25 protein-coding genes and 1 pseudogene are annotated in these 25,361 nt (G+C 74.1%); 12 read left to right on the forward strand and 14 right to left on the reverse strand.

The window, feature by feature from the left end:
- The first annotated feature begins 17 nt into the window (after window positions 1-17).
- The 5 genes from OG294_RS09915 (at window position 18) to OG294_RS09935 (ending at window position 4,857) form a co-directional block, all read left to right on the forward strand.
- Window positions 18-1,028, forward strand: coding sequence for a DUF4129 domain-containing protein (locus OG294_RS09915; protein ID WP_327066091.1), 1,011 nt, complete (start codon window positions 18-20; stop codon window positions 1,026-1,028).
- The gene (locus tag OG294_RS09920; RefSeq protein WP_327066092.1) at window positions 1,028-1,636 is read left to right on the forward strand and encodes a hypothetical protein; all 609 of its coding nucleotides are present in this window, start codon (window positions 1,028-1,030) and stop codon (window positions 1,634-1,636) included. Before OG294_RS09915 ends, OG294_RS09920 begins: the two co-directional genes overlap by 1 nt.
- Before the next feature lie 106 nt (window positions 1,637-1,742).
- Window positions 1,743-2,780: an AAA family ATPase gene (locus OG294_RS09925; protein WP_327066093.1), complete on the forward strand. Its 1,038-nt coding sequence runs from the start codon at window positions 1,743-1,745 to the stop codon at window positions 2,778-2,780.
- Complete coding sequence (locus OG294_RS09930; RefSeq protein WP_327066094.1) at window positions 2,777-4,207, forward strand: DUF58 domain-containing protein; 1,431 nt, start codon at window positions 2,777-2,779, stop codon at window positions 4,205-4,207. The genes OG294_RS09925 and OG294_RS09930 overlap by 4 nt, the downstream gene beginning before the upstream one ends.
- Window positions 4,204-4,857: a hypothetical protein gene (locus tag OG294_RS09935; RefSeq protein WP_327066095.1), complete on the forward strand. Its 654-nt coding sequence runs from the start codon at window positions 4,204-4,206 to the stop codon at window positions 4,855-4,857. The genes OG294_RS09930 and OG294_RS09935 overlap by 4 nt, the downstream gene beginning before the upstream one ends.
- 106 nt (window positions 4,858-4,963) lie before the next feature.
- Here the strand turns inward: OG294_RS09935 and OG294_RS09940 are convergent, their stop codons facing one another.
- The 5 genes and pseudogenes from OG294_RS09940 to OG294_RS09960 form a co-directional block, all read right to left on the reverse strand.
- Complete coding sequence (locus tag OG294_RS09940; protein ID WP_327066096.1) at window positions 4,964-5,890, reverse strand: ABC transporter permease; 927 nt, start codon at window positions 5,888-5,890, stop codon at window positions 4,964-4,966.
- Window positions 5,850-6,752: an ABC transporter ATP-binding protein gene (locus tag OG294_RS09945; RefSeq protein ID WP_327066097.1), complete on the reverse strand. Its 903-nt coding sequence runs from the start codon at window positions 6,750-6,752 to the stop codon at window positions 5,850-5,852. The genes OG294_RS09940 and OG294_RS09945 overlap by 41 nt, the downstream gene beginning before the upstream one ends.
- 119 nt (window positions 6,753-6,871) lie before the next feature.
- Window positions 6,872-7,345, reverse strand: a pseudogene (locus OG294_RS09950) (MarR family winged helix-turn-helix transcriptional regulator); the annotation flags it as partial.
- Between the two features lie 114 nt (window positions 7,346-7,459).
- Window positions 7,460-8,122 (reverse strand): DinB family protein, encoded by a 663-nt coding sequence (locus OG294_RS09955; RefSeq protein WP_327066098.1) that lies wholly within the window; start codon window positions 8,120-8,122, stop codon window positions 7,460-7,462.
- Window positions 8,123-8,166: 44 nt separating this feature from the next.
- Window positions 8,167-8,697: a GNAT family N-acetyltransferase gene (locus tag OG294_RS09960; RefSeq protein WP_327066099.1), complete on the reverse strand. Its 531-nt coding sequence runs from the start codon at window positions 8,695-8,697 to the stop codon at window positions 8,167-8,169.
- A gap of 143 nt (window positions 8,698-8,840) precedes the next feature.
- Here OG294_RS09960 and purN point away from each other — a divergent pair, with 143 nt between their 5' ends.
- A complete protein-coding gene (gene purN, locus OG294_RS09965; protein ID WP_327066100.1) occupies window positions 8,841-9,482 on the forward strand; it encodes a phosphoribosylglycinamide formyltransferase in 642 nt (213 codons plus the stop codon).
- A 58-nt stretch (window positions 9,483-9,540) separates the two neighbouring features.
- On the opposite strand, the gene OG294_RS09970 is transcribed toward purN, so the two are convergent.
- The 8 genes from OG294_RS09970 to OG294_RS10005 all read right to left on the reverse strand — a co-directional run bounded on the left by OG294_RS09970 (window position 9,541) and on the right by OG294_RS10005 (window position 18,836).
- Window positions 9,541-10,779, reverse strand: a complete 1,239-nt coding sequence (locus OG294_RS09970; RefSeq protein ID WP_327066101.1) for a styrene monooxygenase/indole monooxygenase family protein — start codon at window positions 10,777-10,779, stop codon at window positions 9,541-9,543.
- 67 nt (window positions 10,780-10,846) lie between these two features.
- Window positions 10,847-11,482: a GTP-binding protein gene (locus tag OG294_RS09975; RefSeq protein ID WP_442789131.1), complete on the reverse strand. Its 636-nt coding sequence runs from the start codon at window positions 11,480-11,482 to the stop codon at window positions 10,847-10,849.
- Window positions 11,463-11,945, reverse strand: coding sequence for a DUF742 domain-containing protein (locus OG294_RS09980; RefSeq protein ID WP_327066102.1), 483 nt, complete (start codon window positions 11,943-11,945; stop codon window positions 11,463-11,465). The genes OG294_RS09975 and OG294_RS09980 overlap by 20 nt, the downstream gene beginning before the upstream one ends.
- Before the next feature lie 32 nt (window positions 11,946-11,977).
- Complete coding sequence (locus OG294_RS09985) at window positions 11,978-12,526, reverse strand: roadblock/LC7 domain-containing protein (RefSeq protein ID WP_327066103.1); 549 nt, start codon at window positions 12,524-12,526, stop codon at window positions 11,978-11,980.
- Window positions 12,523-14,595 (reverse strand): ATP-binding protein, encoded by a 2,073-nt coding sequence (locus OG294_RS09990; RefSeq protein ID WP_327066104.1) that lies wholly within the window; start codon window positions 14,593-14,595, stop codon window positions 12,523-12,525. Before OG294_RS09990 ends, OG294_RS09985 begins: the two co-directional genes overlap by 4 nt.
- A 766-nt stretch (window positions 14,596-15,361) precedes the next feature.
- Entirely contained in the window at window positions 15,362-17,188 is a 1,827-nt protein-coding gene (locus tag OG294_RS09995) for a peptide-N4-asparagine amidase (RefSeq protein ID WP_327066105.1), read from the reverse strand.
- Window positions 17,189-17,507: 319 nt separating this feature from the next.
- Window positions 17,508-17,741: a hypothetical protein gene (locus tag OG294_RS10000; protein WP_327066106.1), complete on the reverse strand. Its 234-nt coding sequence runs from the start codon at window positions 17,739-17,741 to the stop codon at window positions 17,508-17,510.
- Between the two features lie 126 nt (window positions 17,742-17,867).
- A complete protein-coding gene (locus OG294_RS10005; RefSeq protein ID WP_327066107.1) occupies window positions 17,868-18,836 on the reverse strand; it encodes an EamA family transporter in 969 nt (322 codons plus the stop codon).
- 186 nt (window positions 18,837-19,022) lie between these two features.
- Between OG294_RS10005 and OG294_RS10010 the strand changes: the two genes are divergently transcribed.
- Together OG294_RS10010 and OG294_RS10015 are read left to right on the forward strand one after the other, a co-directional pair.
- A complete protein-coding gene (locus OG294_RS10010) occupies window positions 19,023-19,496 on the forward strand; it encodes a gamma-glutamylcyclotransferase family protein (RefSeq protein ID WP_327066108.1) in 474 nt (157 codons plus the stop codon).
- 212 nt (window positions 19,497-19,708) lie between these two features.
- A complete protein-coding gene (locus tag OG294_RS10015; protein WP_327066109.1) occupies window positions 19,709-20,143 on the forward strand; it encodes a hypothetical protein in 435 nt (144 codons plus the stop codon).
- A gap of 36 nt (window positions 20,144-20,179) precedes the next feature.
- On the opposite strand, the gene OG294_RS10020 is transcribed toward OG294_RS10015, so the two are convergent.
- A complete protein-coding gene (locus OG294_RS10020) occupies window positions 20,180-21,493 on the reverse strand; it encodes an outer membrane protein assembly factor BamB family protein (protein WP_327066110.1) in 1,314 nt (437 codons plus the stop codon).
- Between the two features lie 154 nt (window positions 21,494-21,647).
- Between OG294_RS10020 and OG294_RS10025 the strand changes: the two genes are divergently transcribed.
- The 4 genes from OG294_RS10025 to OG294_RS10040 all read left to right on the forward strand — a co-directional run bounded on the left by OG294_RS10025 (window position 21,648) and on the right by OG294_RS10040 (window position 25,357).
- Window positions 21,648-22,778 carry a PP2C family protein-serine/threonine phosphatase gene (locus tag OG294_RS10025; protein ID WP_327066111.1) on the forward strand — a complete coding sequence of 377 codons (1,131 nt, stop codon included), beginning with the start codon at window positions 21,648-21,650 and terminating at the stop codon, window positions 22,776-22,778.
- 80 nt (window positions 22,779-22,858) lie between these two features.
- Complete coding sequence (locus OG294_RS10030) at window positions 22,859-24,130, forward strand: M48 family metalloprotease (protein WP_327066112.1); 1,272 nt, start codon at window positions 22,859-22,861, stop codon at window positions 24,128-24,130.
- Window positions 24,127-24,594 carry a cupin domain-containing protein gene (locus OG294_RS10035; RefSeq protein ID WP_327066113.1) on the forward strand — a complete coding sequence of 156 codons (468 nt, stop codon included), beginning with the start codon at window positions 24,127-24,129 and terminating at the stop codon, window positions 24,592-24,594. Before OG294_RS10030 ends, OG294_RS10035 begins: the two co-directional genes overlap by 4 nt.
- Window positions 24,533-25,357, forward strand: coding sequence for a nucleotidyltransferase domain-containing protein (locus OG294_RS10040; protein WP_327066114.1), 825 nt, complete (start codon window positions 24,533-24,535; stop codon window positions 25,355-25,357). Before OG294_RS10035 ends, OG294_RS10040 begins: the two co-directional genes overlap by 62 nt.
- Window positions 25,358-25,361 lie beyond the last annotated feature (4 nt).

Raw genomic sequence — 25,361 nt, forward strand, 5'->3', positions numbered from 1 at the left:
ACGGGGGGAGCACGACCATGAGAGCACCGCATGGTTCGGACGACCGGGAACACCCGGAGCGTCCCGGACCGAGCACCGCCCGGCTGTGCCAGACCCTGGCCGTCATCGCAGTGGCGGGCCTGGGCTTCGCCGCCCTGGAGCTGCGCCCGGGCAGCAGCCTGCTGCAGGGCAGCACCCACGCGCCGCTGAGCGACAAGTTCGGCCTGGTGGTGCTGATCGGCTTCGGCTGGGTCTTCCTGATCGAACGCACCTATCGGCACTTCCGCGGCCAGGTCCAGCACCTGGCGGACCTGTCGCCGCGCGCCGAGCGCCTGAAGGACGCGGCGCTGCGGCTGCTCCCGCTGGTGGGCCTGCTGCTGCCGGTCGCCCTGCTGCTGGTCTACCGCGCCGCGAGCGTGCTGCACGAGCTACCGCCGGTGTCGGTGCTCCGCCCGCCGCCCAAGCTCGACGGGCCCCCGCCGGAGCCGCACGGCGACTCCCCCTCGATGGGCCTGCTGGCCTTCATCGGGCTGATCGTCGGCCTGGTGGGGCTGATCGTCCTGCTCTGGTTCGTCTTTCGCCAGCTGCGCCGGCCGACCGGGGCCGCGCCGGCGCCCAAGCGCCGGGTGCGCACCACCGAGCGTGAACTGGCCGAGGCGGTCGGCGAGGCGCGCCGGGCGCTGCTGCACGGCGACGACGCGCGCACCGCCGTGATCGCCTGCTACCTGGCGATGGAGGAGTCGCTGGCGGCCTCGGGCGTCGAACGGGAGGTCTCGGACAGCCCCACCGACCTGCTGGAGCGCGCGGCAGCCGCCGGGACGCTGCGCGGTGCGGACGCCACCGAGCTCACCGCGCTCTTCCGCGAGGCCCGGTTCTCGCGTCACCCGATGGACCAGGGCCACCTGGCCCGGGCCGGCGCCGCACTGGACGCGATCGCCGAGCAGCTCGCGGGGCGGATCGCCGAGCGGGCGGCCGCGGAGGCCGAGGCCGCCGCGGCCCGGGCAGCGGCGGCCGGATCCGCCTCGCAGTCGACGGGGGTGCACTCCTGATGGACCAGCAACAGTCTCCGGAGCGCGAGAGCATCACCCGCGGCCGGGCCGACCGGAAAGCCGACCGCAAGGCCGCTCGCCGGGCCGACCGTGCCCCGGCCGCCGCCGGGAGCCCGAAGCGCGCGGTGGAGCTCGGCTCGACCCGGCACACCCTGGTCGTGCTCGGCCAGCTGGTGCCGATCGCCCTGCTGCTGTTCGGCCTGACCGGCGGCGTCCCCGGGCTGGCCGCCGGGGTCGTCCTGCTGGGCGGCACCGCCCTGGTGCTGGCCCGCCACGTGATCGGCGCCGACACCGAGAACGGGGGCTTCCGGCGGCGCCAGCGGCTGATGTCCAGCCGGGACCCGAGCCTGGCCGACTGGCACTGGACCGTGCGCAACGGCCTGAACGCCAAGGACTTCCCGCACCCGCTGCGGACCCGGCTGCGCCGGCTGTACGCCGCGCGGCTCACCGAGCGGCACAACATCTCGTTCTTCGCCGAGCCGCAGCGGGCCGCGGCCCTGGTCGGCCCCGAGGTCTGGCCGTGGCTCGACCCCGAGGACCCGAGCGCCGAGTCCGAGCTGTCGCCGGCGGTGCTGACCATGCTGATCGACCGGCTGGAAGCGCTGTGACCCGCGCACCGGCCTGACGCACCGACGCTTTTCGACTTCCCCGTGCCGGGCGCCCCGCCGGCCCCGCACCCACCATCGCGAACACTTTCCCTTCTGTGAGGACCCTGTGACCACCGATACCCTGACGCCCCAGCAGGCCGGCAAGCTCGCCCGCGAGGTGCTGGCGGAGATCGAGCGCGCCGTGGTCGGCAAGCCGGAGGCGCTGGAGCTGGTCATGCTCGGCGTGCTGGCGGGCGGCCACATCCTGATCGAGGACCTGCCCGGCCTGGGCAAGACCCTGCTCGCCCGCTCCTTCGCCACCACGCTCGGCCTGGAGTTCCGCCGGATCCAGTTCACCCCCGACCTGCTGCCCTCGGACGTCTCCGGTGCCCCGTTCTACGACCAGCGCAGCGGCGACATGGTGTTCCGTCCCGGGCCGATCTTCACCAACCTGCTGCTGGCCGACGAGATCAACCGCACCCCGCCCAAGACCCAGGCGGCGCTGCTGGAGGCGATGGCCGAGTCGCAGGTGTCGGTCGACGGCACCACGCACAAGCTGGCCGACCCGTTCGTGGTGATCGCCACCGCGAACCCGATCGAGTACGAGGGCACCTACGCGCTGCCCGAGGCGCAGCTCGACCGCTTCCTGCTGCGGGTGCGGATGGGCTACCTGACCACCGAGCTGGAGGCCCGGATGCTGCGGGCCCGGGTCGACCGCGCCGCGCCCGAGGCGGTGCTCAGCGCGGTGACCGACCCCGCCCAACTGCTCGCGATGCGTGCCTCGCTGGAGCAGGTGGAGGTCTCCGACGACCTGGTCGAGTACGTCGTCGCACTGATCGACGCCACCCGCTCGCACCCGCAGATCCAGGTCGGCGCCTCGCCGCGCGGTGGCCTGGCACTGGTCCAACTGGCGCGGGCCCGTGCCGCGTTGGAGGGGCGTGACTTCCTGACCCCGGAGGACGTCAAGGCGGTCGCGGTGCCGGCGCTGGCCCACCGGGTCACCCTGAAGCCGGAGTTGTGGGTGCGCCAGGTCGAGGCGGACGACGTGCTGGCAGCGCTGGTGGCGCAGGTGCCGACCCCGCAGACGGTACCGCGTCCCTCGGCGCCGGCTGCGGTGCCGGCTGCGGCCGAGGGCGGGGCTGCGGCCGAGGCCGCCCGGTCATGACGACGGGTGCGGCCACCACCAACGGGCCGGCGGGAGGCTCGGCGGACGGGCCGGCGGACGGGGCCGGCGCCGGGCCGGCGGCCGTCGGCAGCAGCCGGGCCATCGTCACCGGCCGCCCGCCGCTGACCGAGGAGCGCAAGTGGCAGCTGGCCATGAGCGAGCTGGCGAGCCCGCCGCCGACCGGCTGGCGCGCCACCGCGCGCACCCTGCGGCTGCTCACGGTGGGCACGGTCGCGGTCATCGCCGCGCTGGTCACCGGGCACGCCTGGCTCTTCGCACCGGCCGCCGGGGTGGCCGTGCTGCTGGCACTGGCCGCGCCCGGCCGCACCAGGCCGACCCGGATCGACGCCGAGGCGAGCGTCTCGTCCCGCCGGCTGTTCGAGGGCGAGCGGATCACCGTCACGATCCGGGTCCGCCACGACGGCGAGGCCGGACTGCTCGACCCGCGCAGCGTGCTGGGGCACGGCGTCTGCGTCGACTCCGAGCGGATCACCCTCGACACCGTCACCCTGGAACTCACCGCCACCCGCTGGGGCCGCTGGACGATCGGCCACGTCGACCTGGACGTCTACGACGCCGGCCACCTGACCAGGTGCACCGTGCGGGTCGACCTGGGCGAGGCCGAGGTCTTCCCGCTGCCGACCACCGCAGGGCTGACCCCGATCCCGGTCCGGCTGCCGGAGCGGATCGGCGAGCACACCACCCGCCAGCGCGGCGAGGGCGCCGAGGTCAACGGGGTGCGCCCGCACGTCTGGGGCGAGCGGCAGCGGCGGATCCACTGGCCCTCGACCACCCGGCGCGGCAGCATCCAGCTCAACCAGTTCAGCGCCGAGCGGGCGGCCGACACCGTGATGCTGCTCGATGCGCTGGGCGACTTCCGGGACCCGGCCAGCGGCACCTCCACGCTGGACGAGTCGGTGCGCGCCGCCGCCGGACTGACCCGCGCCTACCTGCGCCTGCACGACCGGATCGGCGTGGTCTCGGTCGGCGGCGCCACCCGCTGGCTGCAGGCGGGCAGCGGCAGCCAGCACTTCTACCGGATCGTGCAGACCGTGCTCGACGTCCGGACCGACCTCGGCTACCGCACGCCCGAGCTGAAACGCCTGCCACCGACCGCGCTGCCCGCCGGCGCGCTGGTCTACGTCTTCACGCCGCTGGCCGACCAGCGGATGCTGAACCTGCTCGTCGACCTCGCCGACCGGGGCAACCCGCTGGTCGTGGTGGAGATCCCGGTCGGCGACCCGGTGGTGGAGGAGGACGACGAGATCGGCCCGCCGGCCCTGCGGCTGTGGCGGGCCGACCGCGAGGCGATGCGGTTCGCGCTGCGCAACCGCGGCATCCCGGTGGTCGCCCACCGTCCCGGCGAGGCGCTCGACCTGGCGCTCGCCCCGCTGTTGCGCAGCCGGATCCAGGGGAGGAACCGATGAGCTCCACCGATCAGGTGATGGCCGATCGAGTGGCGGCCGACCGCGCGATGGCCGATCGGAGGGCAGACGGTCACGTGGCGGACGATCGGGTGCCGGACGATCGGGTGCGCGCCGAGGAGCCCGGGAGCCCGGTCGTCCGCAGGCTCACCGGGCACCTGGCGGCCCGCTGCCTGGGCGTGGCCCTGGTGGTCTCGGGCACCGTGCCGCTGGCCCTGGGCACCAAGGGCGGCCTCGGGATCGCCCTGTGGCTGTCCGTCGTCGGGGCCGGCTTCGCCTGGTGGGCCGCACCGCCGGTGCCCGAGGACGCGGCGCAGCCCCGGCTGCGGCTGTTCCGGCAGCTGTCCCGGCACCGCAACACGGTGCTGGCCGCCGTCGCCCTGCTGCTCGCGGCGATGGCACCCGCCGCGGCCTGGCTCGCCGCGGCGAGCACCGTGCTGGTGCTGACCTACCTGCTGTACGTGGACACCTTCAGCGACGTCCACCGGCCGCCGGGGCGCACCACCCTCGCGGTCGCCTACCTGGCGTCCGGCGTGGTGCTGCTCGCCGCGCTCGTGCCGACCGGGCACTCCTCGGCGGCCCGGCTGCTGGCCGCGCTGGGCGTGGCGGTGGCGGCCGGGGCGGTGGGGCTGACCCTCTACGAGCGGCGCTGAGCCGGCGTACGGCTCCGATGTACGGCTCCGGCGTACGGCTCCGACGTACGACGAAGGGGGTGGCCGCTACTGCTCAGCGGTCACCCCCTCGTCGGTTCGCGGGGTGTTACCTCGCCAGCCGTCCCAGCAGGGCCGAGGCGGCGGTGATGCCGAGCGCCGTGGCCAGCGCCAGCACCGCGAAGTCGGAGACCAGGTGCGCGTGCGTGCCGATCAGCAGGCCGCGCAGCGCGTCCACCTGGTAGCTCAGCGGGTTCGCCTTGCTGATCACCTGGAGCCAGCCCGGCATCAGCGCCACCGGGTAGAGGGCGTTGGAGCCGAAGAAGAGCGGCATGGTGATCGCCTGGCCGATGCCCATCAGCCGGTCGCGGGTCAGCACGATCCCGGCGATGGTCATCGACAGGCAGGAGAAGAACGCCGAGCCGAGCAGGACCACCACCACGACGCCCAGCAGCCGCAGCGGGTTCCAGGTCATCGCGACCCCGAGCGCGGCGGCGATCAGCACCACCACGACGGCCTGGATCACCGCCTTCACCCCGGCGGCGAACGCCTTGCCGGTGACCAGGGCGGCCCGCGGCGTCGGGGTGACCAGCAGCTTGGTGAGCACCCCGGAGTCGCGCTCCCAGATGATCATGATGCCGTAGAAGATCGCGATGAACATCGCGGACTGCGCGATGATCCCCGGCGCCAGGTAGTCGAGGTAGGGAATCCCGCCGGTGGGGATGGCGTGCAGCTTGGTGAAGGTCTCACCGAAGATCAGCAGCCACAGGGCCGGCTGGACGGCACGGGTGTACAGCTCGGTGCGGTCGTGGCGCAGCTTCTGCAGCTCGACCGCGCACATCGCCATCACGCGGGCGGGCACCAGTCGCCAGCCGGTCCGGGCGCGCGGCGGGACCAGCAGCAGCCCGAGCTCGGGCCGGCGGGCCTGCGACTGCCCGGCGCCGGCCTGGTCGGTGGCGGCGGCAGCGGCGGTGGCGGTAGCGCCCGCGGCCTGGTCAGCCGACGCGGGAAGCGGTGCGGCGGGTACGGCGGACATCGCTGAAGTCTCCTTCCGGTGCCTGGCCACGGCCGAGGTCGCGCCCGGCGAAGTGGCGGAACACGTCATCCAGGGTGGGGTGTTCGAGCTCCGGGTCCTGCTCGCTCACCTGGTCCTTCAGCTGCTCGGGGGTGCCCAGCGCGCGGATCTTGCCGCGGTCCATCAGGCCCACCCGGTCGCAGTACTGATCGGCCTCGTCCATGTAGTGGGTGGTGACCAGCACGGTCATGCCGGTGGCCTGGCGCACCGCGTCGATGCACTCCCAGACACTGGTCCGGGCGATCGGGTCCAGCCCGATGGTCGGCTCGTCCAGCACCAGCAGCCGGGGCGCGCTGACCAGGGCCTGCGCCAGCTCCAGACGGCGCACCATGCCGCCCGAGTAGGTCCCGGCCAGCCGGTCGGCCGCCTCGGTCAGGTCGACCGCCGCCAGTGCCTGGGCCACCCGTGGGCCGCGCTCGCCGCGCGGCACGTCGAAGACCCGGGAGAACAGCTCGACGTTCTCCCGGCCGGTCAGCCCGGCGTCGGCGGACAGCTGCTGGGGCACGTAGCCGAGCATCCGCCGCACCTCCATCCGGCGCCGGGCGACGTCCTGGCCGAAGACCTGGACCATGCCGGCGGGCACCGGCAGCAGGGTGGTGATGGCGCGGATCGTGGTGGTCTTGCCGGCGCCGTTCGGGCCGAGCAGGCCGAACACCTCGCCGGTGTGCACGGTGAGGTCCACGCCGTCCACGGCCTTGGTGGGGGCCGAGCCGCGCTTGCCGTGGCCGAAGGAGTACTCCAGGTCGTGGCAGACCACGGCCTCGCCCGGGGCGGGTGGGGCCGCAGCGCCGGTGGTGTCGGTGTCGGTGCGGGTGTCCGTCATCGGTCGTCCCCTCCGTCGTCGCCGCGGTCGTGGTCACCGCGGTCGCTGTCACGGTCACCGCGGTCGCCGTCACCACGGTCGCCGTCACCACGGTCGTCGTCACCGCGGTCACTGTCACCGCGCTGGAGTCCGGCCGCCAGGCGGCGCAGCGCGGGCAGCGCGGCGGCCAGCGCGGCCCGGTCCTCGGCGGGGAGCCCGGCGACCAGGCCGCCGACCAGCGCCTGGTGGTTGGCCCGCCAGACCTCCAGCCGCTCGGCCGCCGCCGGGGTGACGTGCAGCAGCGCCGCCCGCCGGTCGGCCGGATCCACCTCGCGGCGCAGCAGACCGTCCGCGACCAGCTGGTTGACCAGGGTGGACACCGAATTGCCCGCGAGGCACAGCTCCTTGGCGGCGGCCGAGACCCGCAGACCGGGGTTGGCCGCCACCAGGCGCAGCAGCTCCACCTGGGCACCGCGCAGGCGCGGCACCGTGAGCTCCTGGCGCAGGCGGCGGCGCACCAGGCGCGGGATGCCCGCGAGGAGGGCGGGAAACTCGTCGATGGGGTCCGGGTCCGAGCTTCGCGCGGCGGGGATCCCGGGGTCGGTGACAGGCATACGATAATTTTAGCTCTCAATAAGAGCTATCTGTCCAGAGGCAACCTTCCAGGCACCACCTTTCGGACACCACCTTTCGGACGCCGCCCTTCAGACACCGCCCTTCAGGCATCCCTAGGCCAGCGGCGCGCTGTGCCACTGCTCGAACACGCGGCGCGGCCGTCCGGGCAGTTCGACCCGGCCGAGCGCCCAGAGCAGGTTGGTCCACTGGTCCGCCACCGCGCCCTCCCGCGGCACCTCGGGGAAGAGCCGCGCCAGCACCCGCTCGCACAACTCCCCCGGCGGCGCCCAGTCGAGCCCGAGCCCACGCACCACGTCCTCCGTGTGCACCAGGGTCTCCACCACGCCCATCGCGGCGAACCCCTCCGGATCCGCGACCCCGTACGAGTGGTGGCCGCGCACCTGCGGATCGGTCGTCCGCACCGCCGAGGCCAGCAACGCGCCACCGGCTTCGAGGAGTTCGAGCAGTGCGGTGGGCCCTTCCTCGCGCCGGCCCCACACCGCGTTCGCCGGACCGCCCGGCCGCTCCCGGTGCCAGCGCAGCGCCAGGTAGCGGTCCAACGGGACCCGCCGGGTGACCACCTGGGCCGCATAGGCCCACAGGCTGTCCGCGGCGTGCTCCAGCGTCTCCCAGCAGTCCCACTCCAACTCGCCGGCCGGCACCGACCAGTCGGCATCGACGGCCCCCGCCAGGGTCGCCAGGGCGAGCCGGACGGCCTGATCGACGTCGTCCGCGGTGACGGGGGCGGGTCGGCGTACTCCATGATCATTGTTCATGCGGCGAAAGCTACCAGGGGCCGCCCACCGCGCAGCCGGGCCGATCAGGCGCCCTCGGCTCCCGCGAAGCAGTGCACGGCCACCACCGACCCATTGGGCCAGATCTGATCGACCGTCAGCATCAGTTCCCAGCCCAGCCGCTGGTACAGCGCGACGGCGGCGGCGCCGGACGTCACCACGTCCAGCACCGGGTGCAGCCCCCACGCGTGCGCCTGCCCGACCGCCGAGGCCAGCAACCGCTCACCGAGCCCGCGCCCGCGCGCGAGCGGCGCCACGTACAGCCGGCCCACCGCACCCGCCTCCGCCGCCTCCCGCCCGGCCCGCCGCGCCCAGACCTCGCCGGCCGAGGACCCGGTCCCACGACCGAGCGCGACGTGCCCGACAATCCCCCCGGTCGCCGACACCGCCACCCAGGAGGCGAGTTGGTCCGACTCGACCAGCCAGCGGGCCGGGTCGGCGGGCCAGTCCACCGGATAGCCGTCGGCCTCGTGCACACCGGCCAGCGCGGCCACGCAGCCGTCCAGATCCCCGGACCAGCGCCGCCGGACCTCGATCGCACCCGAACTCTCCGGCATCGCCGCCCCTTTCGTCGGAGCCCAGGTTAGGACCTCCGGCGGTGGGTCGGAACTGCCACAGTCGACGGCGCGACCTCAGGGACACTCCACCGGCATGCACCGGTCGTGGGACGGCGGCGGATCCCGGCCGGGACGATCGGGCCATGACGTTTCGGGTCGCGGTGCTCGCCTCGCACACCGGCAGCAACCTGCGGGCGCTGACCGCCGCCGCGGGCCGGCCCGGCGCCGGTTACGCCGTCACACTGGTGATCAGCAACAACAGCGGCGCCGGTGCCCTGGCCCACGCACGGGAGTCGGGCATCCCGGCCCGGCACCTGTCCGGCCGCACCCATCCGCAGTCCGCCGACCTGGACGCCGCCGTGGTGGCCGAACTGCGCGAGCACGCCACCGATCTGGTGGTCACCGCCGGCTATCTGAAACGGCTCGGGCCCCGCACCCTGCGCGAATACGCCGGGCGGATCGTCAACGTCCACCCGTCGCTGCTCCCCCGCCACACCGGGCCCGGGCTGCACGGCCACCACGTGCACCGCGCCGTGCTCGCCGCGGGCGAGTGCCTCACCGGTGTCTCCGTCCACCTGGTGGTGCCGGACGGCCGGCCGCACACCGTGCTCGCCGCCCGGCCGGTCCCGGTGCGCCCGGGGGACACCGTGGAGTCCCTGGCCGGCCGGGTGCTGCCGATCGAGCACGCGCTGCTGCCCGCCACCGTCCAGGCGCTGGCACTGGCCGCCGGAGCCGCCGGTGCCGCCGGTGCCGCCGGTGCCACCAGTGCCGCCGAGGGCTCCTGAAGCGGGCCGCCCCGCCCACGCGGGAGTGCGGGGCGGGGCGGTGGGATCGCCGGCCGGATCAGGCCTGCGGGGTGACCGAGGCCAGGAAGGCGCCGGCCTTCTCCGGGTCGTAGAACCAGTTCTCGAAGTCGGCGGGGTTGTCGAAGCCGTTGGCGAACCGGTGGGCCACGGCCGGGAGCTGACCCGCCGCGCCGATCAGGTTGAGCACGTGCTCCGGCGGCGGGGCCAGCATCGCGTTGGTCCACTTGGTGACGTGCTGGGCGTTCTCCCAGTAGCGGTCGAACGCCGCCTGCATGAAGTCCCGGTCGAACGGCTTGTCGCCGTGGGCCAGGATCGCGTCCAGGTAGACGGCCGCGCACTTGGCCGCGTTGTTCGAACCCTGGCCGGTGATCGGGTCGTTGGCGACCACGACGTCGGCCACGCCCAGCACCAGGCCGCCGCTGGGCAGTTCGCCGATCGGGTTGCGCACCACCGGGGCGTAGCGGCCGGCCAGCGTGCCGCCCGCGTCGGTGAGTTCGACGCCGCCGCGGGCGCGGTCATACTCCCAGGGGGTGTAGGTCTTCATCAGGTCCAGCGTCAGGCGCAGGTGCTCGCCCGGGTCCTTGACGCCCCCGAAGACGTCCAGCGGGCCGCCGGGGATGCCCTCCCAGAACAGGATGTCGCAGGCGCCGGAGATGGTCAGCGCGGGGATCACGAACAACTCGCCGACGCCCGGCACCAGGTTGCAGCGCACCGCCTTGAAGTCGTGCTCCGGGCGCGGGCCGAGGCCGTGCACATAGGAGACCGCGAGGGCGCGCTGCGGCGCGTCGTACGGCGACCGGGCGGCGTCGCGGCCGAACATCGAGACCAACTCGCCCTTGCCGGCGGCGACCAGGACCAGGTCGTAGGTGCGGGAGAAGTAGTCGAGGTCCGAGACGGCGACACCGTGGATGACCACCTGGCCGCCGCGCTGGGCGAAGGTCTCCAGCCAGCCGGACATCTTGATCCGCTGGTCGACCGACTGCCCGTAGCCGTCCAGCTCGCCCACCCAGTCGATCACCCGGGCGGACTCCGGGCCGCTGACCGAGACGCCGAGCCCCTCGACCTTGGGTGCGGCGTCCTCCCAGAAGTTGATGCCCAGCTCGCGCTCGTGGCCCAGCGAGGTGTGGAACATGCACTGGGTGGAGAGCACCCGCCCGTCGCGTACCTCGGCCGCGGTGCGGTTGGTCATCACCGTCACGTCGTAGCCGTGCGACTGGAGGCCCAGCGCCAGCTGGAGTCCGGCCTGCCCGGCCCCGACGATCAGTATCTTGCGCATCGCTGCCTGCCTTCTTGCTTGGTGGATCACTGACGTGCCTGACGGCTCCACGGCACTTGATGAACTGTCAGAATTGGGCGGTCAGAACCGAACCGGCGGACGGCGCCCCGGGGTCGACGGCCAGCGCGCGCGTCACCAGGGCGGTCAGCACCTCGACCGCGGAGGACCGCCGGCGGGCGTCGCAGATCAATACCGGCACCTGCTCCGGCACGGCCAGCGAGTCGCGGACCGCCTCGGGCGTGTAGACCGGCGCGCCGTCGAACTGGTTGACCGCCACCACGAAGGGCAGCCCGCTGCCCTCGAAGTAGTCCAACGCCGGGAACGAGTCGGCCAGTCGACGGGTGTCGGCCAGCACCACGGCACCGACCGCGCCACGCACCAGGTCGTCCCACATGAACCAGAAGCGGCCCTGCCCCGGCGTGCCGAACAGGTAGAGCACCAGGTCGGATTCGAGGGTGATGCGTCCGAAGTCCATCGCCACCGTGGTGGCGGTCTTCGCCGAGACCGCCGCGGTGTCGTCCACCCCGACGCTCGCCTCGGTCATCACCGCCTCGGTGGTGAGCGGGGGTATCTCGGAGACCGAGCGGACGAAGGTGGTCTTGCCGACGCCGAACCCGCCCGCCACCACGATCTTGGTGGAGGTCGCGTTCCCCGCGACCAACGGGACGCCGGGCGGCACCGCCTCAGAGCTTGCGAAGTCCACCCAGCACCCTCTCCAGCAGATCACGCTGCGACGCACCGGGAAGCTCCCCGGCCAGATCCGTACCGTCGGCCACGTCCGCACCGTGCACCCGGATCCTGCCCTGGTCGGCGAGGTCACTGACCAGGACCTTCACCACGCCGAGCGGCATGTGCAGCAACGCGGAGATCTCCGCGATCGAGCGCATCTGCCCCCGGCAGACATCGCAGATCGCGGTCAGCTCGGGCAGCCCGCGGTCGGCCGGGTCGGCCGGCCGGTTGAGCGCCGACACCAGGGTCTCGACCAGCAGCACCCGGCCGAACCTGGTCCGGCCGCGGGTGATCGCGTACGGCCGCACCCGGGACGAACGCCCTTGCCCGGGACGGGCGGTGTCGGTGCGCCGCCCGTGTCCGGGGCCGACACCCCCGGGGCCGCTCGGGCCGAACCCACCGTTCCCCGTACTCCCGCTCCCGACGGTGCCAGGCATGCTCCCGACCTCCTCTGGACTCGTCTCTGCAGTCATCGGACGGCCATCGCCCGGTGGAGTTCGCTGCGCACCTGGGGTGTCAGCGCATGTCCGGCGCGCTCCACGAGCAGCGCCATCTGGTAGGCCAGCACGCCGAGATCGCTCTGCAGCGAGGCGTAGACGCCGAGGCAGGACCCGTCGCTGATGGCCATCACCACCAGGTGCCCCTCGTCCATGGTGACCATGGTCTGCTTGACCCCGCCGAACTCGATGGCCCGCGCCAGACCGCCGGCCAGGCTGGTCAACGCCGAGACGATGGCGGCCAGTTCGTCGGAGCGCGTGCTGTGCCGCGCGTCGGCGAGCAGCAGCCCGTCCGAGGAGACCACGACGGCCTCCTCCACTCCGATGACCGAGCCGCAGAAGTCTCCGAGCAGCCATCGGACGTTGGACGCGCCCTGGCTCACCGGCTGGTGGCTGACGGCGAGTTGACCCTGCCCCGGACCGGCCTGCCCGGTGGCGGGCTGTCCCAGGGCGTAGGGGGTCGCGTACGAGCTGGACAGCGGGGCGGCTGCCGGGGTGTTCCGGTGGTCGGGCTCGGTCATCGGTCCTGTTCCTCGGCGGCGGAGTCGCGGGCCGCCTGACGCAGCCCGCTCTGGAAGCCGCCGAGCCTGCGGCGCAGTTCCTCGGCGGAGGTACGGGGCCGGCGCGGCGGCGTGGCGGCGGTGCCCTGGCCGGTCTCGGGAGCGGTCGGCTCGGCGGCGAGCCGGCGCAGGCCGGAGGTCGGGGTCTCGCCGGTGCCCGGGAGCCCACCGCCTCGGGGAACCCGCCTCGGGAGGCCGAGCGCGGTGACCTCGCCGCCCTCGGGGGCCGCGGTGGCCTCAGGGATCGCGGTGGCCTCGGTGGCCTCAGCGGTACCGGCGCCGGGGGCGGCCTCGGGGAGGACTTCGGCGGCGGACTCGGTGCCTGCCGGGGTCTCGGCGGCGGCCCCGGCCTGGGCGCCGAGCGCCCGGCGGAGATGGCCGACCATCAACTGCTGGGTCGGCGGGTCGATCTCGGCGGCCCGGTCGTCCTCGGCGACCGGCGCCGGCCCGGCGGCAGGGTCCGCCGAAGGCGTGGCTGCGGCGGGCGCGGCAGGGGCGGCGGGCGCCGGCTCGGCGGGGGAGGCGCCCGGCGCCGCATGGGCCGGGCGACGGCGCGGCAACGGCGGCAGCTCCGCGTCGGGAGCCGCCTCGCCGCCCGCACCCGCCTCCGGTCGCGCTGCCGACGGCGCGGGCCACGATGCCGCCGACGGCGCTGCCGACGGCAGCTCGGCCGCGGCGAACTCCGCCGCTGTGCGGACCTGTTGCGCCTGAGCGGCGGCGCTGCGTTCGGCGCGCCGCTGGTCGTCCAGGTCGGCCGTGCCCGTCCCGTCCTGGTGCAGCGCCTCGCGCGGCAGCACCACCATGGCGGTCACGCCGCCGCCCTGCCCGTTCTCGCGCAGCTGCACCCGCACGCCGTGCCGGGCGGCCAGTCGGGCCACCACGAACAGGCCCATGCTGCGGCCGGACAGCGCGCCCGAGAGCAGCACGTCCCGGCGGTCGGCCGCCCCGGCGGCCAACGGCTCGGCGAGCTGCCCGTTGATCGCGTGCAGTCGCTCGGCGGGCAGGCCGATGCCCCGGTCGCTGACCGAGATCATCACCTCGCCGTTGTCGAGCTGCCAGCCGCCGACCTCGACCTGCTCCTGCGGCGGGGAGAAGGCGGTGGCGTTCTCCAGCAGTTCGGCCAGCAGGTGGCTGGTGTCGTCGGCGACCGCACCGGAGAGCCGGACGGCGGCCAGGAAACCGATCCTGACCCGCTCGTAGCGCTCGATCTCGGAGACCGCGGCCCGCACTACGTCCAGGAGGGTGACGGTCTTGCGGCTGCGCGAGCTGTTCTCCAACCCGGCCAGCAGCAGCATGTTCTCGCTGTTGCGGCGCATCCGGGTGGCCAGGTGGTCGAGCCGGAACAGGCTCTCCAACTGGGCCGCGTCGGCCTCACGGCTCTCCAGTGCCTCGATCAGCACCAGTTGGCGCTCGACCAGGGTCAGGGTGCGCATCGCGAGGTTGACGAAGGTCGCGTCGACGCTGCCCTGCAGCTCGTCCCGTTCCTTGGCCAGGCCGTCCCGCTCGGCCAGCAGGAGCTCGCACTCGCGCAGCAGTTCCTCGACCCGCTCGGCCGACTCGCCGCCGGCAGCCACGGCCTCGCTCCACTGGCGGTTCAACTCCTGCTGCTGACGCTGGAGTTCCTCCCGCTCCTGGAGCAGCATCCGGCGCTCTCCGGCGAGCGACTGCACCTGACCGCTCTGCGCGTCGCGTTCGGCGGTCAGCCGGGCGCGCTCCTCCAACAGGCCGCCGCGCTCGTCGAGCAGCGCGGCCAGGTTGCGGGTGGCCAGGTCGCGGGCCTTCTCCAACGGCCGGGCGGTGACCCTGCGGACCACCACCGCGGTCCCGCCGAGCAGCACCACGGCGGCGGCGCCACCGGCGACCCACAGCTCACTGCCGCCCTGCCCGTGCCCGGTGTCGCAGCCCGTCAGCGAGGTCAGGGCGGGCAGGGCGACGAGCGTCCCGAGGAGGCGACGCGGCAGCCGCCGGTCCGTCACCCGAGCCAGGTGGCGGCGCAGCGCGGGTTTCTGACGCGCGGTCCTCTTACGCAAAGGTGCTCTCATCTCGTCAGGCCTCAAGCATCGACGCCGCGCCCGGCCCCGATCGCACTCTCAGACAGGCGGCCGCACCCCGTTCCGCCGCTGACACCCGCACGAGTGAAGCGCAGAACACAGTCGAGAACAAGATCAACTCAGTCGGTGGACTTGGTCGATCCTCCAAGTGCGATGCCCACTGCAGCGCGTTTCCGCAGGTCACAGATGTATCACTGGCCGTCGGACGAAAACCTTCGGGAACGATGATGTGACGGAGATCTCATCGCACACAGGGTCATACCGGCCACTCGGCCGACGGAGCATCAGGCGGCCGGCCGCGCCCCGCCCGACGAAGGTCCGGCGCCGCATGCTCCGACCATCCTCGAACGGACATGAGGGCAGGCCAGAGGCACTTTGACGGGTCCCTGACGCCTCGTCCGCCCGCACCCTGGGAGCACGCGGGCGGACGGCGCGACAGATCGCCGGCCGGAGAATTCGCGGAGCCGCAGACCACCGCCTCGCCGGTTCCGCATCCCTTTCCCGCCGTATTCCCCGGCCGGGGACGGTGCGCGAGCGAGCCGAATCCGGCGAGCCCGGCCGAGGTGGGCGGAAAGCGCTTTTCGGATCGGGCGACGATCGCCGTCCACGGTGGGGCGACGAGTGGAGAGTTCGCCGACGAAGGGAATCCGGATCAGCGCGGCGATTGCGGTCCGTGGCACCTCTTCCGGCAGCAGTCGACGGCACACGGACCGTCAACTACCGCCGGAACAGAACTGGACAGGCCCTAATGACAGGAGCGGAGCCTGTCCAGCGTCAGGTAGCCGTGATCGGAGGCCAACTCGTGGTCGTAGCAGCCGCCGTCGGCCGTGCGGCCCACGTAGTGCTCGTCCGAGCTGCCGTCGGCCTGCACCATGGTCCCGGACTGGCGCTGCAGCACGCCCTGCGACGACATCCGGTCGTCGGTGCTCGCCTGCTCGTGCCAGCGCCCGTTGCCGCGGCGCGTCTCGTCCACCAGATGGCGGGCCACCGTGACCTGACCGCGGGCCAGGTAGCTGTCCGCGTCCGAGCCCGGCACGTAGGTGCTGGTCACGTCGATCGGGTAGGACCAACTGCTGCGCGCCTGCTCCGGGGTTCCGTGGCCGCGGTCGGTGCTGGTCACCGTCCAGCCGCTGTCCTGCTGCGAGGTGACCTGGTTCTGGCCCTGGCCGGAGATGGTGTCGCTGTTGCGGTACTCGGCGTGGTGATCGAGCCGGGTGGTGATCCGGCCGCGCGAGGTGTCGACGTAGCCGGCCACCGTCCAGTCGCGGCCGGTGCTCGCGGTGATCAGCTCGCCGCCGTCGGCCTGCGCGGTCTCGGTGGTGGCCACCTGCGGCGCGGCGGTGATGGTGTCGGTGGTGACCGCGCCGCCGGTCTGTGCGCGCAGCGGGTCGGTATTCAGGAACAGGCTGCCGTCGAGCGTCCAGCCGTCACTGATCCCGGCCGGCGGGACCAGTGTGACGGTGTGCGGCTTGCCGTCGGTGAGGGTGCCCGCGAACGGCGTCAGGTCGACGTCGTAGGGCTGGGTGCGGAACGCGTCGATGCTGGGGATCGGACGCCACATCATCGGGCTGATCCCACCCGTGTAAATGGCCGGGAACGGTTGCACCGTCCCGGCGAGCCGACCGTCGACCAGGACCTGCACCTCGCGGTAGGTGCCGCCGCCGCAGAGCCCCCAGGAGGGGTGGGCGGCGGCGTAGTCGTCCGGCACGTTGGAGTACCAGAACTCCTCGCAGCCGCCCCCGCGGGCGTAGAGCTGGAGGTGGGCGCTGGTGAGGTTGCGCGGGAAGGTCAGCGTCGACGTGGCGGTCTGCCCCTTGGTCAGCGTCCACCAGCCCGCGGCGGTGGTCGACTGCGAGACGGGGAGCACCTGGTCGGCCGTGGTGGCCGCCGGGTGGTGCCGGTCGGCCTGGTAGTAGGTGACCGTGAGCGTCATGTGGTAGACGCCGGTGTAGGTGGAGTTGACCACGTTGCCGAGGTCCACCACGAGCGGCTGCGGGGTGCGCAGCAGCGGGATGAAGCTGGTCAGGTCCTGGTCCACGTGCCAGCTGATGCCGGCGGGGTCGGGCTCGGGGGTGCTGGTGCGCAGGACCTCGGAGCCGCCGATCCAGACCCCGGCCAGCCGGTCGTACTGACGGCCCGCCACGCTGCCGCTCCAGTCCAGCACCACCTTGTTCCACGGTCCCGAGCAGGACGCGGGCGGGGCGAGGGTGCCGGTGAACGGCTGGCCGTAGCTGTTGGCGAAGTCGTGCTGCATGGCGGTGACCGTGCAGTGCGGGGTGTCCGGCCGGCTGATGGGGGGCAGCGCGGTGGCCGGGTTGCCGTAGTTGGTCTCCAGGTGCCCGGTGGGCGCGGGGGCGCTGGTGGAGGGCATGGCCGCGGGGGTGGTCAGGGGTGCGGTCGCAGATGCGGTCGCAGGTGCCGCGAGGGCGCGGGCGGCGGGGGCGGTCGCCGCCGTGGCGGCGGTGGGGAGGCAGAGTGCGGCGGCGAAAGCCAGCACGAGAGCGGGTACGGCGCGGGCGAGCGGGCGCCGCAGGGAGGCTGGGGCGGGAGCGGGTATCGGCACGGTTGGCATGTACTCACGGGCCCGCGATCACTGTCAAGGGTTCCGTGTGCCGTGCCTGGCAGGGGGGTTGATGCTCTGTCGGGGGGGACGGCGGGGCGGTGGGGGCGGGCGTTGGGGCGATGTGGTCAAAGCGCTGGCGGACAGCAGATGGCAGAGAGCGGGGACTGGATAGTGGATAGCAGATGACGGATGACAGATTCTGAAATCTGTCATCCGTCATCTGCTATCCACCGATTGACCGCTGACGACCGTCGGCTGTCGGCTGTCAGCTGTCAGCGGTCGGCCCTCAGCGACCAGCTGACCGCAAACCGCCGACCGCGCCGCGGGTTCAGTGCTTCTCGTGCAGGTGGGCCGCCATCCCACGGCACCAGCGGGCGAACTCGTCCCGACTGCGCTCCTGGCCACCGCAGAGGGCGCTGACCTGGGCGTCGGTCAGGCGGTTGGGGCCGCCCATGGCCAGCAGGTGGCCCATCTCATCCAGCAGCACGGCCAGCCGCTCGGCATCCGCGTGCTCGACAGCGGTGACGGCCTCGGTGTGGCCGATCGTGACGGAACCAGGCATCAAGGACTCCAATCACTCCTAGCCCCCTCCCCCAAGGTACGGCCGCCCCGCGCCCCCTGCCCGCCCGCGCCGGCGCAGCCCGCCCACCCATGCCGACACCCTCCGCCCCCCCGGGCTCCGCCGGCCTCACCGACGCCGTTCCGTGCTCACCACCACACAGACCGCCGCCACCACGATCGCGCCGCCCAGCAGCTCCGACCCGGTCAGCCGCTCGGAGAGCACCAGCCAGCCGAGGAAGACCGCGACCACCGGGTTCACGTACGCGTACGTGGCGACCAGGCTGAGCGGGGCGGACTGGAGCAGCCATGCGTAGGCCGTGAAGCCGACCAGCGAGCCGACCACGATCAGGTAGGCCAGCGCGAGCCAGGAGCGGGTGGAGACGGCGCCGAGGTCCAGGCCGCGCTCCTCGCCCCGGGCCAGCGCCACCAGCAGGCAGCCGAGTCCGCCCGCCAGCATCTCGTACGCGCTCGCCACCAGCGGGTTGGCGGGCATCGGCAGTCGGCTCGACGCGAAGGAGCCGACCGCCCAGGAGAACGACGCCACCATGATCAGCACGACGCCGCTCAGCGACACGCTGCCGCTGAACCCGGCTGCCGACAGCACCCCCAGCCCGACCAGGCCGAGCAGTACCCCGACCAGCGCCGCTCCCCCGGGCCGGTCACCGAAGACGGTGCGCAGCAGCACCACCCACAGCGGCACCACCGCCACCAGCAGCGCCGCCAGCCCCGACGGGATCCGGCCCTCCGCCAGCACCAGCAGCCCGTTGCCGCCGACCAGGAGCAGCACGCCGACCAGCACCGTCGAGCCGAGCCGGCGCCGGGTCACCCGTAGCGCGCCCGGCCCCAGCCGCCAGGCAAGCACGCCGAACAGCAACAGCCCGGCGACCAGGAAGCGGACCGCGCCGGAGAGCAGCGCCGGCATGGTCTCCACCGCGATCCGGATGCCGAGGTAGGTGGAGCCCCAGACCACGTAGACCACGGCGAGCGCGGCCCAGACGGTGCTGGAAATCCGCACGCCACCCGGTTCGGGCGGGGCGGTGGGGCCCGGACCCGGGTCCGAGGCGGCGGCGGAGCGTTGGGCCCCCATCGATGTCATGCGTGTCTCCCCATGTCGGTGCTGTCCGGCCAGGGGACATCAGAGCGCATCGGAGCCCTGCGCCGCCAGCAGGTATCACGGGCCGATCGGGCCGGGAGGACCGAGCAGGCCCCTGTTCCCGGCACCCGGCCAGCGGCGAGAATCGACGGTGCACCACACCCGCGCCACGGAGAAGGAAGGCCCACCGTGACCGACCGCTCGCTGCCGTTCTTCGTCTACGGCACGCTGCGCCCCGGGCAGCGCAACCACGCGCACTTCCTGGGCGGCCACTGCGCGCGGATCCAACCGGCGGTGCTGCCGGGCGCGCTGCTGCACGAGGGGCCCGGCTACCCGTACCTGGTCGCCGACCCCGACCCCCGGCGCCGGGTGCACGGCGAGCTGGTCACCGTCCGGCCGGGCGAGTTCGCCCAGGTGCTGGCCGCGCTGGACCTGTTGGAGGAGTGCCGCCCGGACGGGAGCGGGCTCTACGTGCGCCGACCGCTCCCCGTCACGGTCACCACCGCCGACAGCTCCACCGATACCGGCGCCACCGGCACCCCCGGCCCCGGCCCCACTGAGCAGGTGACCGCCTGGGTCTACCTGGCCGGCCCGGACGAAGCCGCCCGGTTGCGGGCGAACCCCGCCCCGATCGCCTCCGGCAGCTGGCCGGACCCCCGCTGACCTCCCGCCGACCTCCCACCGCCCCCACCGGCTCCCCCTGGCGCCCCGCACCCCGCACCCCTGGCGCCCCGCGGCCGTACACGGACCACCCTCTATGCTCGGCTACCGCGCCCGCACGCACCGAAGCGGGCGCGGTAGCCGAGCAGGCACGGGGGAGAAGCAGCATGGCCACGGTCCCGACATGCACGCACCATCATCTGACGAAGCGTCACATGAGCCTGCTGGCAGTGACCTTGCTGGCGGTGGCCGGCTGCTCATCGGGGACGCCGCGGCCGGTGCCGGCCCAGACGATCGCCCTCCCCCTGAGCACGAACGCCGACCAGTCCAGCCAAGTCCGGCTGCACGTCGGCCAACGACTGGGGGTCGCCACCGTCCACAACGCCCAGTCCCACGCCTGGACGACCGGCACCAGCGCCAACTCCCGCATCGTGCACCAGGATCCGGAGGTCACCACGGAGGGCTGCGCACCCGCCAACGCCGGCTGCGAGAGCGAGGTGCAGGAGCTCTACACCGCCACCGCCGTCGGTGACACCGACCTCACCTGGTCCTACCAGAACCTGCCGAGCTGCAGCCCGGCCAAGGACCCTCGCGACCCGACCCCCTGCGTGCTGGGCACCATGACGGTGCACGTGACCGTCGTCAAGTAGCCCCCGCTCAGGTGGCCCCGCCCAGGTGGCCCCCGCTCACGCGCTCCGCAGATCGATGGCGTGCAGCACCAGGTCGTGCCCGGCGTAGCAGTACCGGCCGTCGGTGGTCAGCGACCAGACGTCCACGCCCGGCTCGCCGTCCTGGAAGGTCCAGCGCCTGGCCCCCGTGGCAGCGTCGAGCGCGACCACGCCGCCGTCCGTCGGCCCCGGCACCAGCACCAGGCCGCCCGCCGACAGCGGCCGGCTGCGGTAGTCCAGCCGGAACGGCAGCTGGCAGGTCCACCGCGTGGGGCCGTCGGGCGAGTCCAGCGCGGTGACCAGCCCGTCGTCGTTGAAGAGGACGAGCCGCCCGCCGTCGCCCGGCAGCGGGGACAGGTAGCGCCAGGACTCCCCCGCCCCGGGGCTGATCGTCCGGTGCACGCTGCCGTCCGCCAGGCTGAGCACGCGCAGCCCGGTGCTGCTGTCCGACGCGTAGATCCACTGCTGGTCGGCGGTCAACCAGCCGATCCCGCCGAGCGTCCAGAGCCGGTGCCCGTCCCGGGCGTCCAGCAGGAACGTGCTGAAGGTGCCCTGGACCAGCAGTCGTCCGCCCGGGACCACGGCGAGCCGCAGGGCCAGCTCGTTGTGGTCGAGCGGCACCTGCCAGAGGGGCTGGCGGGTGGCGAGCGAGACGGCGATCAGGGTGCTCCCGGTGAGTCCGGGATCGTTCGGGCCGGGCCCGCCGGAGCTCTCACCGCGGCAGTAGACGGTGGTGCCGTCGCTGTCGAGCGCCCGCAGCTGCCCCGGCCCGCTGCCGGATCCGCTCGCCGGGAGGGTGTACTGCCAGTCCGAGTCGCCACTGTCCAGGTCGTGGGCGGTGATGCGGTCCAGTTCGGCACCGCCGGCGTCGAGCAGCAGCGTTCCGCCCACGATCAGCGGCCCCGCGGTGGAGACCGAGAAGTGCCGCAGTGCGCTGCCCGAGGCCGGATCGAGCTGCGCCAGGTCGGCGCCGGACAGGAAGAGCGGCGGATGGGTGGGCCCGGCCACCCGGTCGTTCTGGAGCCGCCCGGTGCCGCGATAGGTCCAGCGCGGCTTCGGCCCGCTGGGCGCCGGCCGGGGAGAGCCCGGGCCGGGCGCGGCGGACGGCAGCGCGGCGGACCGCGCGGGCGGGCTCGCCGAGCCGCGGCTCACCGCCCAGGCGACGCCGCCCGCCAGCACCACGGCCCCGCCGAACAACAGCTGTCGACGGGTGGGCCCGGGGCGCCGCCCGGGGGACGAGGAGGCGGGGTCGGCCAGCACCTCCATCGGCTCGCCCGCCGCGCCCTCCTCGTCGTCGAAGCGCCAGGAACCCCCGCTCCCGCCCGTGCTCACGCCCGCTCCCCCTCGCCCCCGCCCCCGAGATCCGTTGGCCGCGACTTTACCTCGCGGTGCGCGGCGGGCAGGCGAGGTGTAGAGAGGAAAGGTGCCTCCCCAGCGGCGTTCCGACGACTTCGTCCCCCGGCCCCGGCGATCCGGCAGTGCCCTGGTGCTGCTTCCCCTCACCCTGATCGTCGTGATCACCACGGTGGACATCCTGAGCCCGCCGCAGATCCACCTCGGTCCGCTGCTCGTGGTCGCCCCCGCGATCACCGCCTCCTTCGCGGGCACCCGCCTGACCGCGCTGGTCAGCCTGCTGGCCCTGGCCGCGCTGACGGTGATCGGGGTGATGCGCGACGGCCTGGGCACCTCCAACCACGAGACCCAGCTCGCCGCCCTGGTGGTGGTCTCGGCCACGGTGGTGGCGTTCACGGCGCTGCGCGACCGGCACGCCCGCGAGCTGGTCCAGGTCCGCTCGGTGGCCACGGCCGCCCAGCAGGTGCTGCTGCGTCCGCTGCCGCCCCGGATCGGCTCGCTGCGGATCGCCTCGGTCTACCTGCCCGCCGAGGCCGAGGCCCAGGTGGGCGGCGACCTCTACGCGGCGGCCCGCACCGCCTCGGGCACCCGGCTGCTGGTCGGCGACGTCCGGGGCAAGGGCCTGACCTCGCTGGGCGAGGCCTCGCTGCTGCTCGGCGCGTTCCGGGCCGCCGCGCACCTGCAGGCCTCGCTGCCGGAGCTGGCGGCCTATCTGGACGGCAGCGTCAGCTGGGACCTGGCGGCGGCCCTGGAGCCCAGCCCGCTGGACGACCCGCAGGATGCTCCGCCGCAGGAGGCCGACCTGCTGCTGGGGGTGGACCAGCAGCCGACGGAGTCGTTCATCACCGCGGTGCTGCTGGACATCCCCGACAAGGGCGACCGGATCCAGGTCATCAACTGCGGTCACCCGCCGCCGCTGCTGCTGCACCGGGGCGAGGTGCTGTCGCTGGACGCCGGGTGCCCGGCGCCGCCGCTCGGGCTGGGCAACCTGCTGGAGAGCGCCTACTACGCGGAGGAGTTCCCGTTCACGGCCGAGGACCGGCTGCTGATCTACACCGACGGCGTGATCGAGGCCCGCGACGCCACCCGCGCGTTCTACCCGCTCACCGAGCGCCTGCGCGCCTGGACGGCCGACCGCCCCATGCCCCTGCTCGAACACCTGCGGCACGACCTGCTGGCCCACGCCGGCGGGCGGCTGGGGGACGACGCGGCGATGGTGGCGGTGGAGCGGGTGCCCGAGGACGGCTCCGCCGGGACGCGGTAGCCGGTGCGGGGCGGCTGCCGCCGTGCGGGTGAGCGGCCTAGGGTGGCTGGCAGCGATGGGCGAGCGGAAGGTGGTCGCGGGTGAGCGGGGTGGCGGCGCAGGCCGGGCACGAGGGTGGCAACCCACCGGGGGTCGGGCCCGACTTCACACCCGAGCAGCTGGCCCGCGGGCGCGCGCTGCGGCGGGCGCAGGTGCCCTGGGTGCTCGGCGGGCGGCTGGTGGGCCTGGCAGTGACCCTCGTGCTCGGGCTGACGCCCGCCGGAGCGCACCTGGTGAACGGGGCCGGCGGGCTGTTCGGCGGCTCGTGGACGGCCCAGCTGCTCGCCGGGACGACGGCGCTGGTGCTGATCGGGCAGCTGGTCGAGCTGCCGTTCGCCGCCGGGGTGCGGGTGGTGCGGCGCGGCTACGGGCTGGTCACCCAGGGCTGGGCCGGCTGGGCGGTGGACCAGCTGCGCGCCCTGGCACTGGGCCTGCTCATCGCGCTGCCCACCGTGCTCGGCGTCTACGCGCTCACCGGGTGGTCGACCCGCTGGTGGTGGGCCCCTGCGGCGTTGGCCGCCGCGCTGCTCACGGTCGCGCTCTCGTTCCTCTTCCCGCTGCTGGTGGAGCCCCTCTTCAACCGCTTCACCCCGCTGCCGCCCGGCGAGCTGCGGAGCACGCTGCTGGCCCTCGCCGAGCGGGACGGGGTACGGGTGCGGGACGTCCTGGTCGCCGACGCCTCGCGGCGCACCACCGCCCTCAACGCCTATGTCTCCGGGTTCGGTGCGACCCGCCGGATCGTCGCCTACGACACCCTGCTGCGCACCGCCGAACCGCGTGAGGTGGAGCTGGTGGTCGCGCACGAGCTGGGCCATGTGGTGCACCGCGACGTGCCGCGCGGCACCGCGCTGGGCGCCCTCGGCGCGGCGGTGGCGGTGGCCGTGCTCGGCCTGCTGGCCTCGCTGCACCCGCTGCTGTCCGCCGCCGGCGCCCCCGACGTGGCCGACCCGCGCTCGCTGCCGCTGCTCGCGGCCCTCGCCGCGCTGCTCGGCGCGCTGAGCGGGCCGGTGCAGGCGGCGGTGAGCCGCCGGATCGAGGCCAGGGCGGATCAGCACGCGCTGCGACTGACCGGCGATCCGGAGCAGTTCATCGCGATGCAGCGCCGCCTCGCGCTGACCAACGTCGCGGATGTGGACCCGCCGCGGCTGCTGGAGCTGCTCTTCGCCACGCACCCGAGCACGGCCCGCCGGATCGCGGCGGCACGGGCCTGGGCGACAGCCCAAGCGGCCCAGGCCGCCCAGACAGCCCAGACAGCCCAGGCCGCCCAGACAGCCCAGGCCGCCCAGACAGCCCACGGAGAGGGACAGGGATGACGCAACAGCCCTACCGGACCTGGCAGCTCGCCGACGCGGTGGACGTGCCGGCACCGGACGGCTCCACGGTCACGCCGCTCGGCGCGCTGCCCGGGGTGGCCAGCATGGCCCGCTTCGAGCTGGCCGCGGGCGCGGTGGCGCGGGCGGTGTCGCACGCGACGGTGCAGGAGATCTGGCACGTGGTGGCCGGCTCGGGCCGGCTGTGGCGGCGGCAGGGCGACCGGGAGGAGGTCAACGCGCTCCTGGTCGGCATCACGGTGAGCATTCCGCTCGGGACCGCCTTCCAGTTCCGCGCGGACGAGGGCGCCGACGCGCTGGTGATCCTCGCCGCCACCGTGCCGTCCTGGCCCGGCACCGAAACCGAGGCGCGCCCGGAGGCGGGACCGTGGCAGGCTGAGGGCCATGACGAAGATCATCGGCGTGACGCCCAAGGGCCTGGACCAGCACGGCCTGTTCGTCCGTGAGGGCGCGCTGAGCAAGGTGCCCGCGGCCTTCGCGCCGGTGGTCGCCGCGGCACGGGAGGGGATCACCGCGGCGTTCGGCCCCGAACTGCTGGACAGCGCCTACCTCTACGGCAGCATCCCGCGCGGCACGGCCGTCCCCGGGCAGTCCGACCTCGATCTGCTGCTGTCGCTGCGCCGGCCGCCCACGGCGGCCGACCGCTCGGCCGCCGACGCCCTGCAGGCCGGACTCGACGCGCGGTTCGAGCAGATCAACGGCGCTGGCATCCTGCTCTTCGGCGCCGAGACGCTGCTCAGCGAGCTGGAGCGGCACGACCTGGGGTGGTTCGTCGCCTGCCTGTGCACCCCGCTGCTCGGCCCCGACCTCGCCGAGCGGCTCCCCCGCTACCGCGCCGACAGCCTGCTCGCCCGGGAGACCAACGGCGATCTCGGGCGCCTCCTGCCCCGCTGGCAGGCCCGCGCGACGGCCGCCGGCACCGAGGCGGAGCGCCGCACGCTGAGCCGGGGCGCGGCCCGCACGATCGTGCGGGCCGGCTTCACCCTCGTGATGCCACGCTGGCAGGGCTGGACCAGCGATCTCGCCGAGTCCGCCGAGGTCTTCGCCCGCTACTACCCCGAGCACGGCGACCGGATGCGCGCCGCCGCCGCGATCGCCCGCGCCGGCAGCACGGATCCACGCGCGCTCGCCCTGCTGCTCACGGAGCTGGGCCCGTGGCTGGCCGAGGAGTACGCCGCCGTCCACGGGGTGAAGACGCCGCGGCCGTAGCCGG

Origin of the sequence: Kitasatospora sp. NBC_01302 (assembly GCF_035976515.1) — a bacterium.
Taxonomy (GTDB): Bacteria; Actinomycetota; Actinomycetes; order Streptomycetales; family Streptomycetaceae; genus Kitasatospora.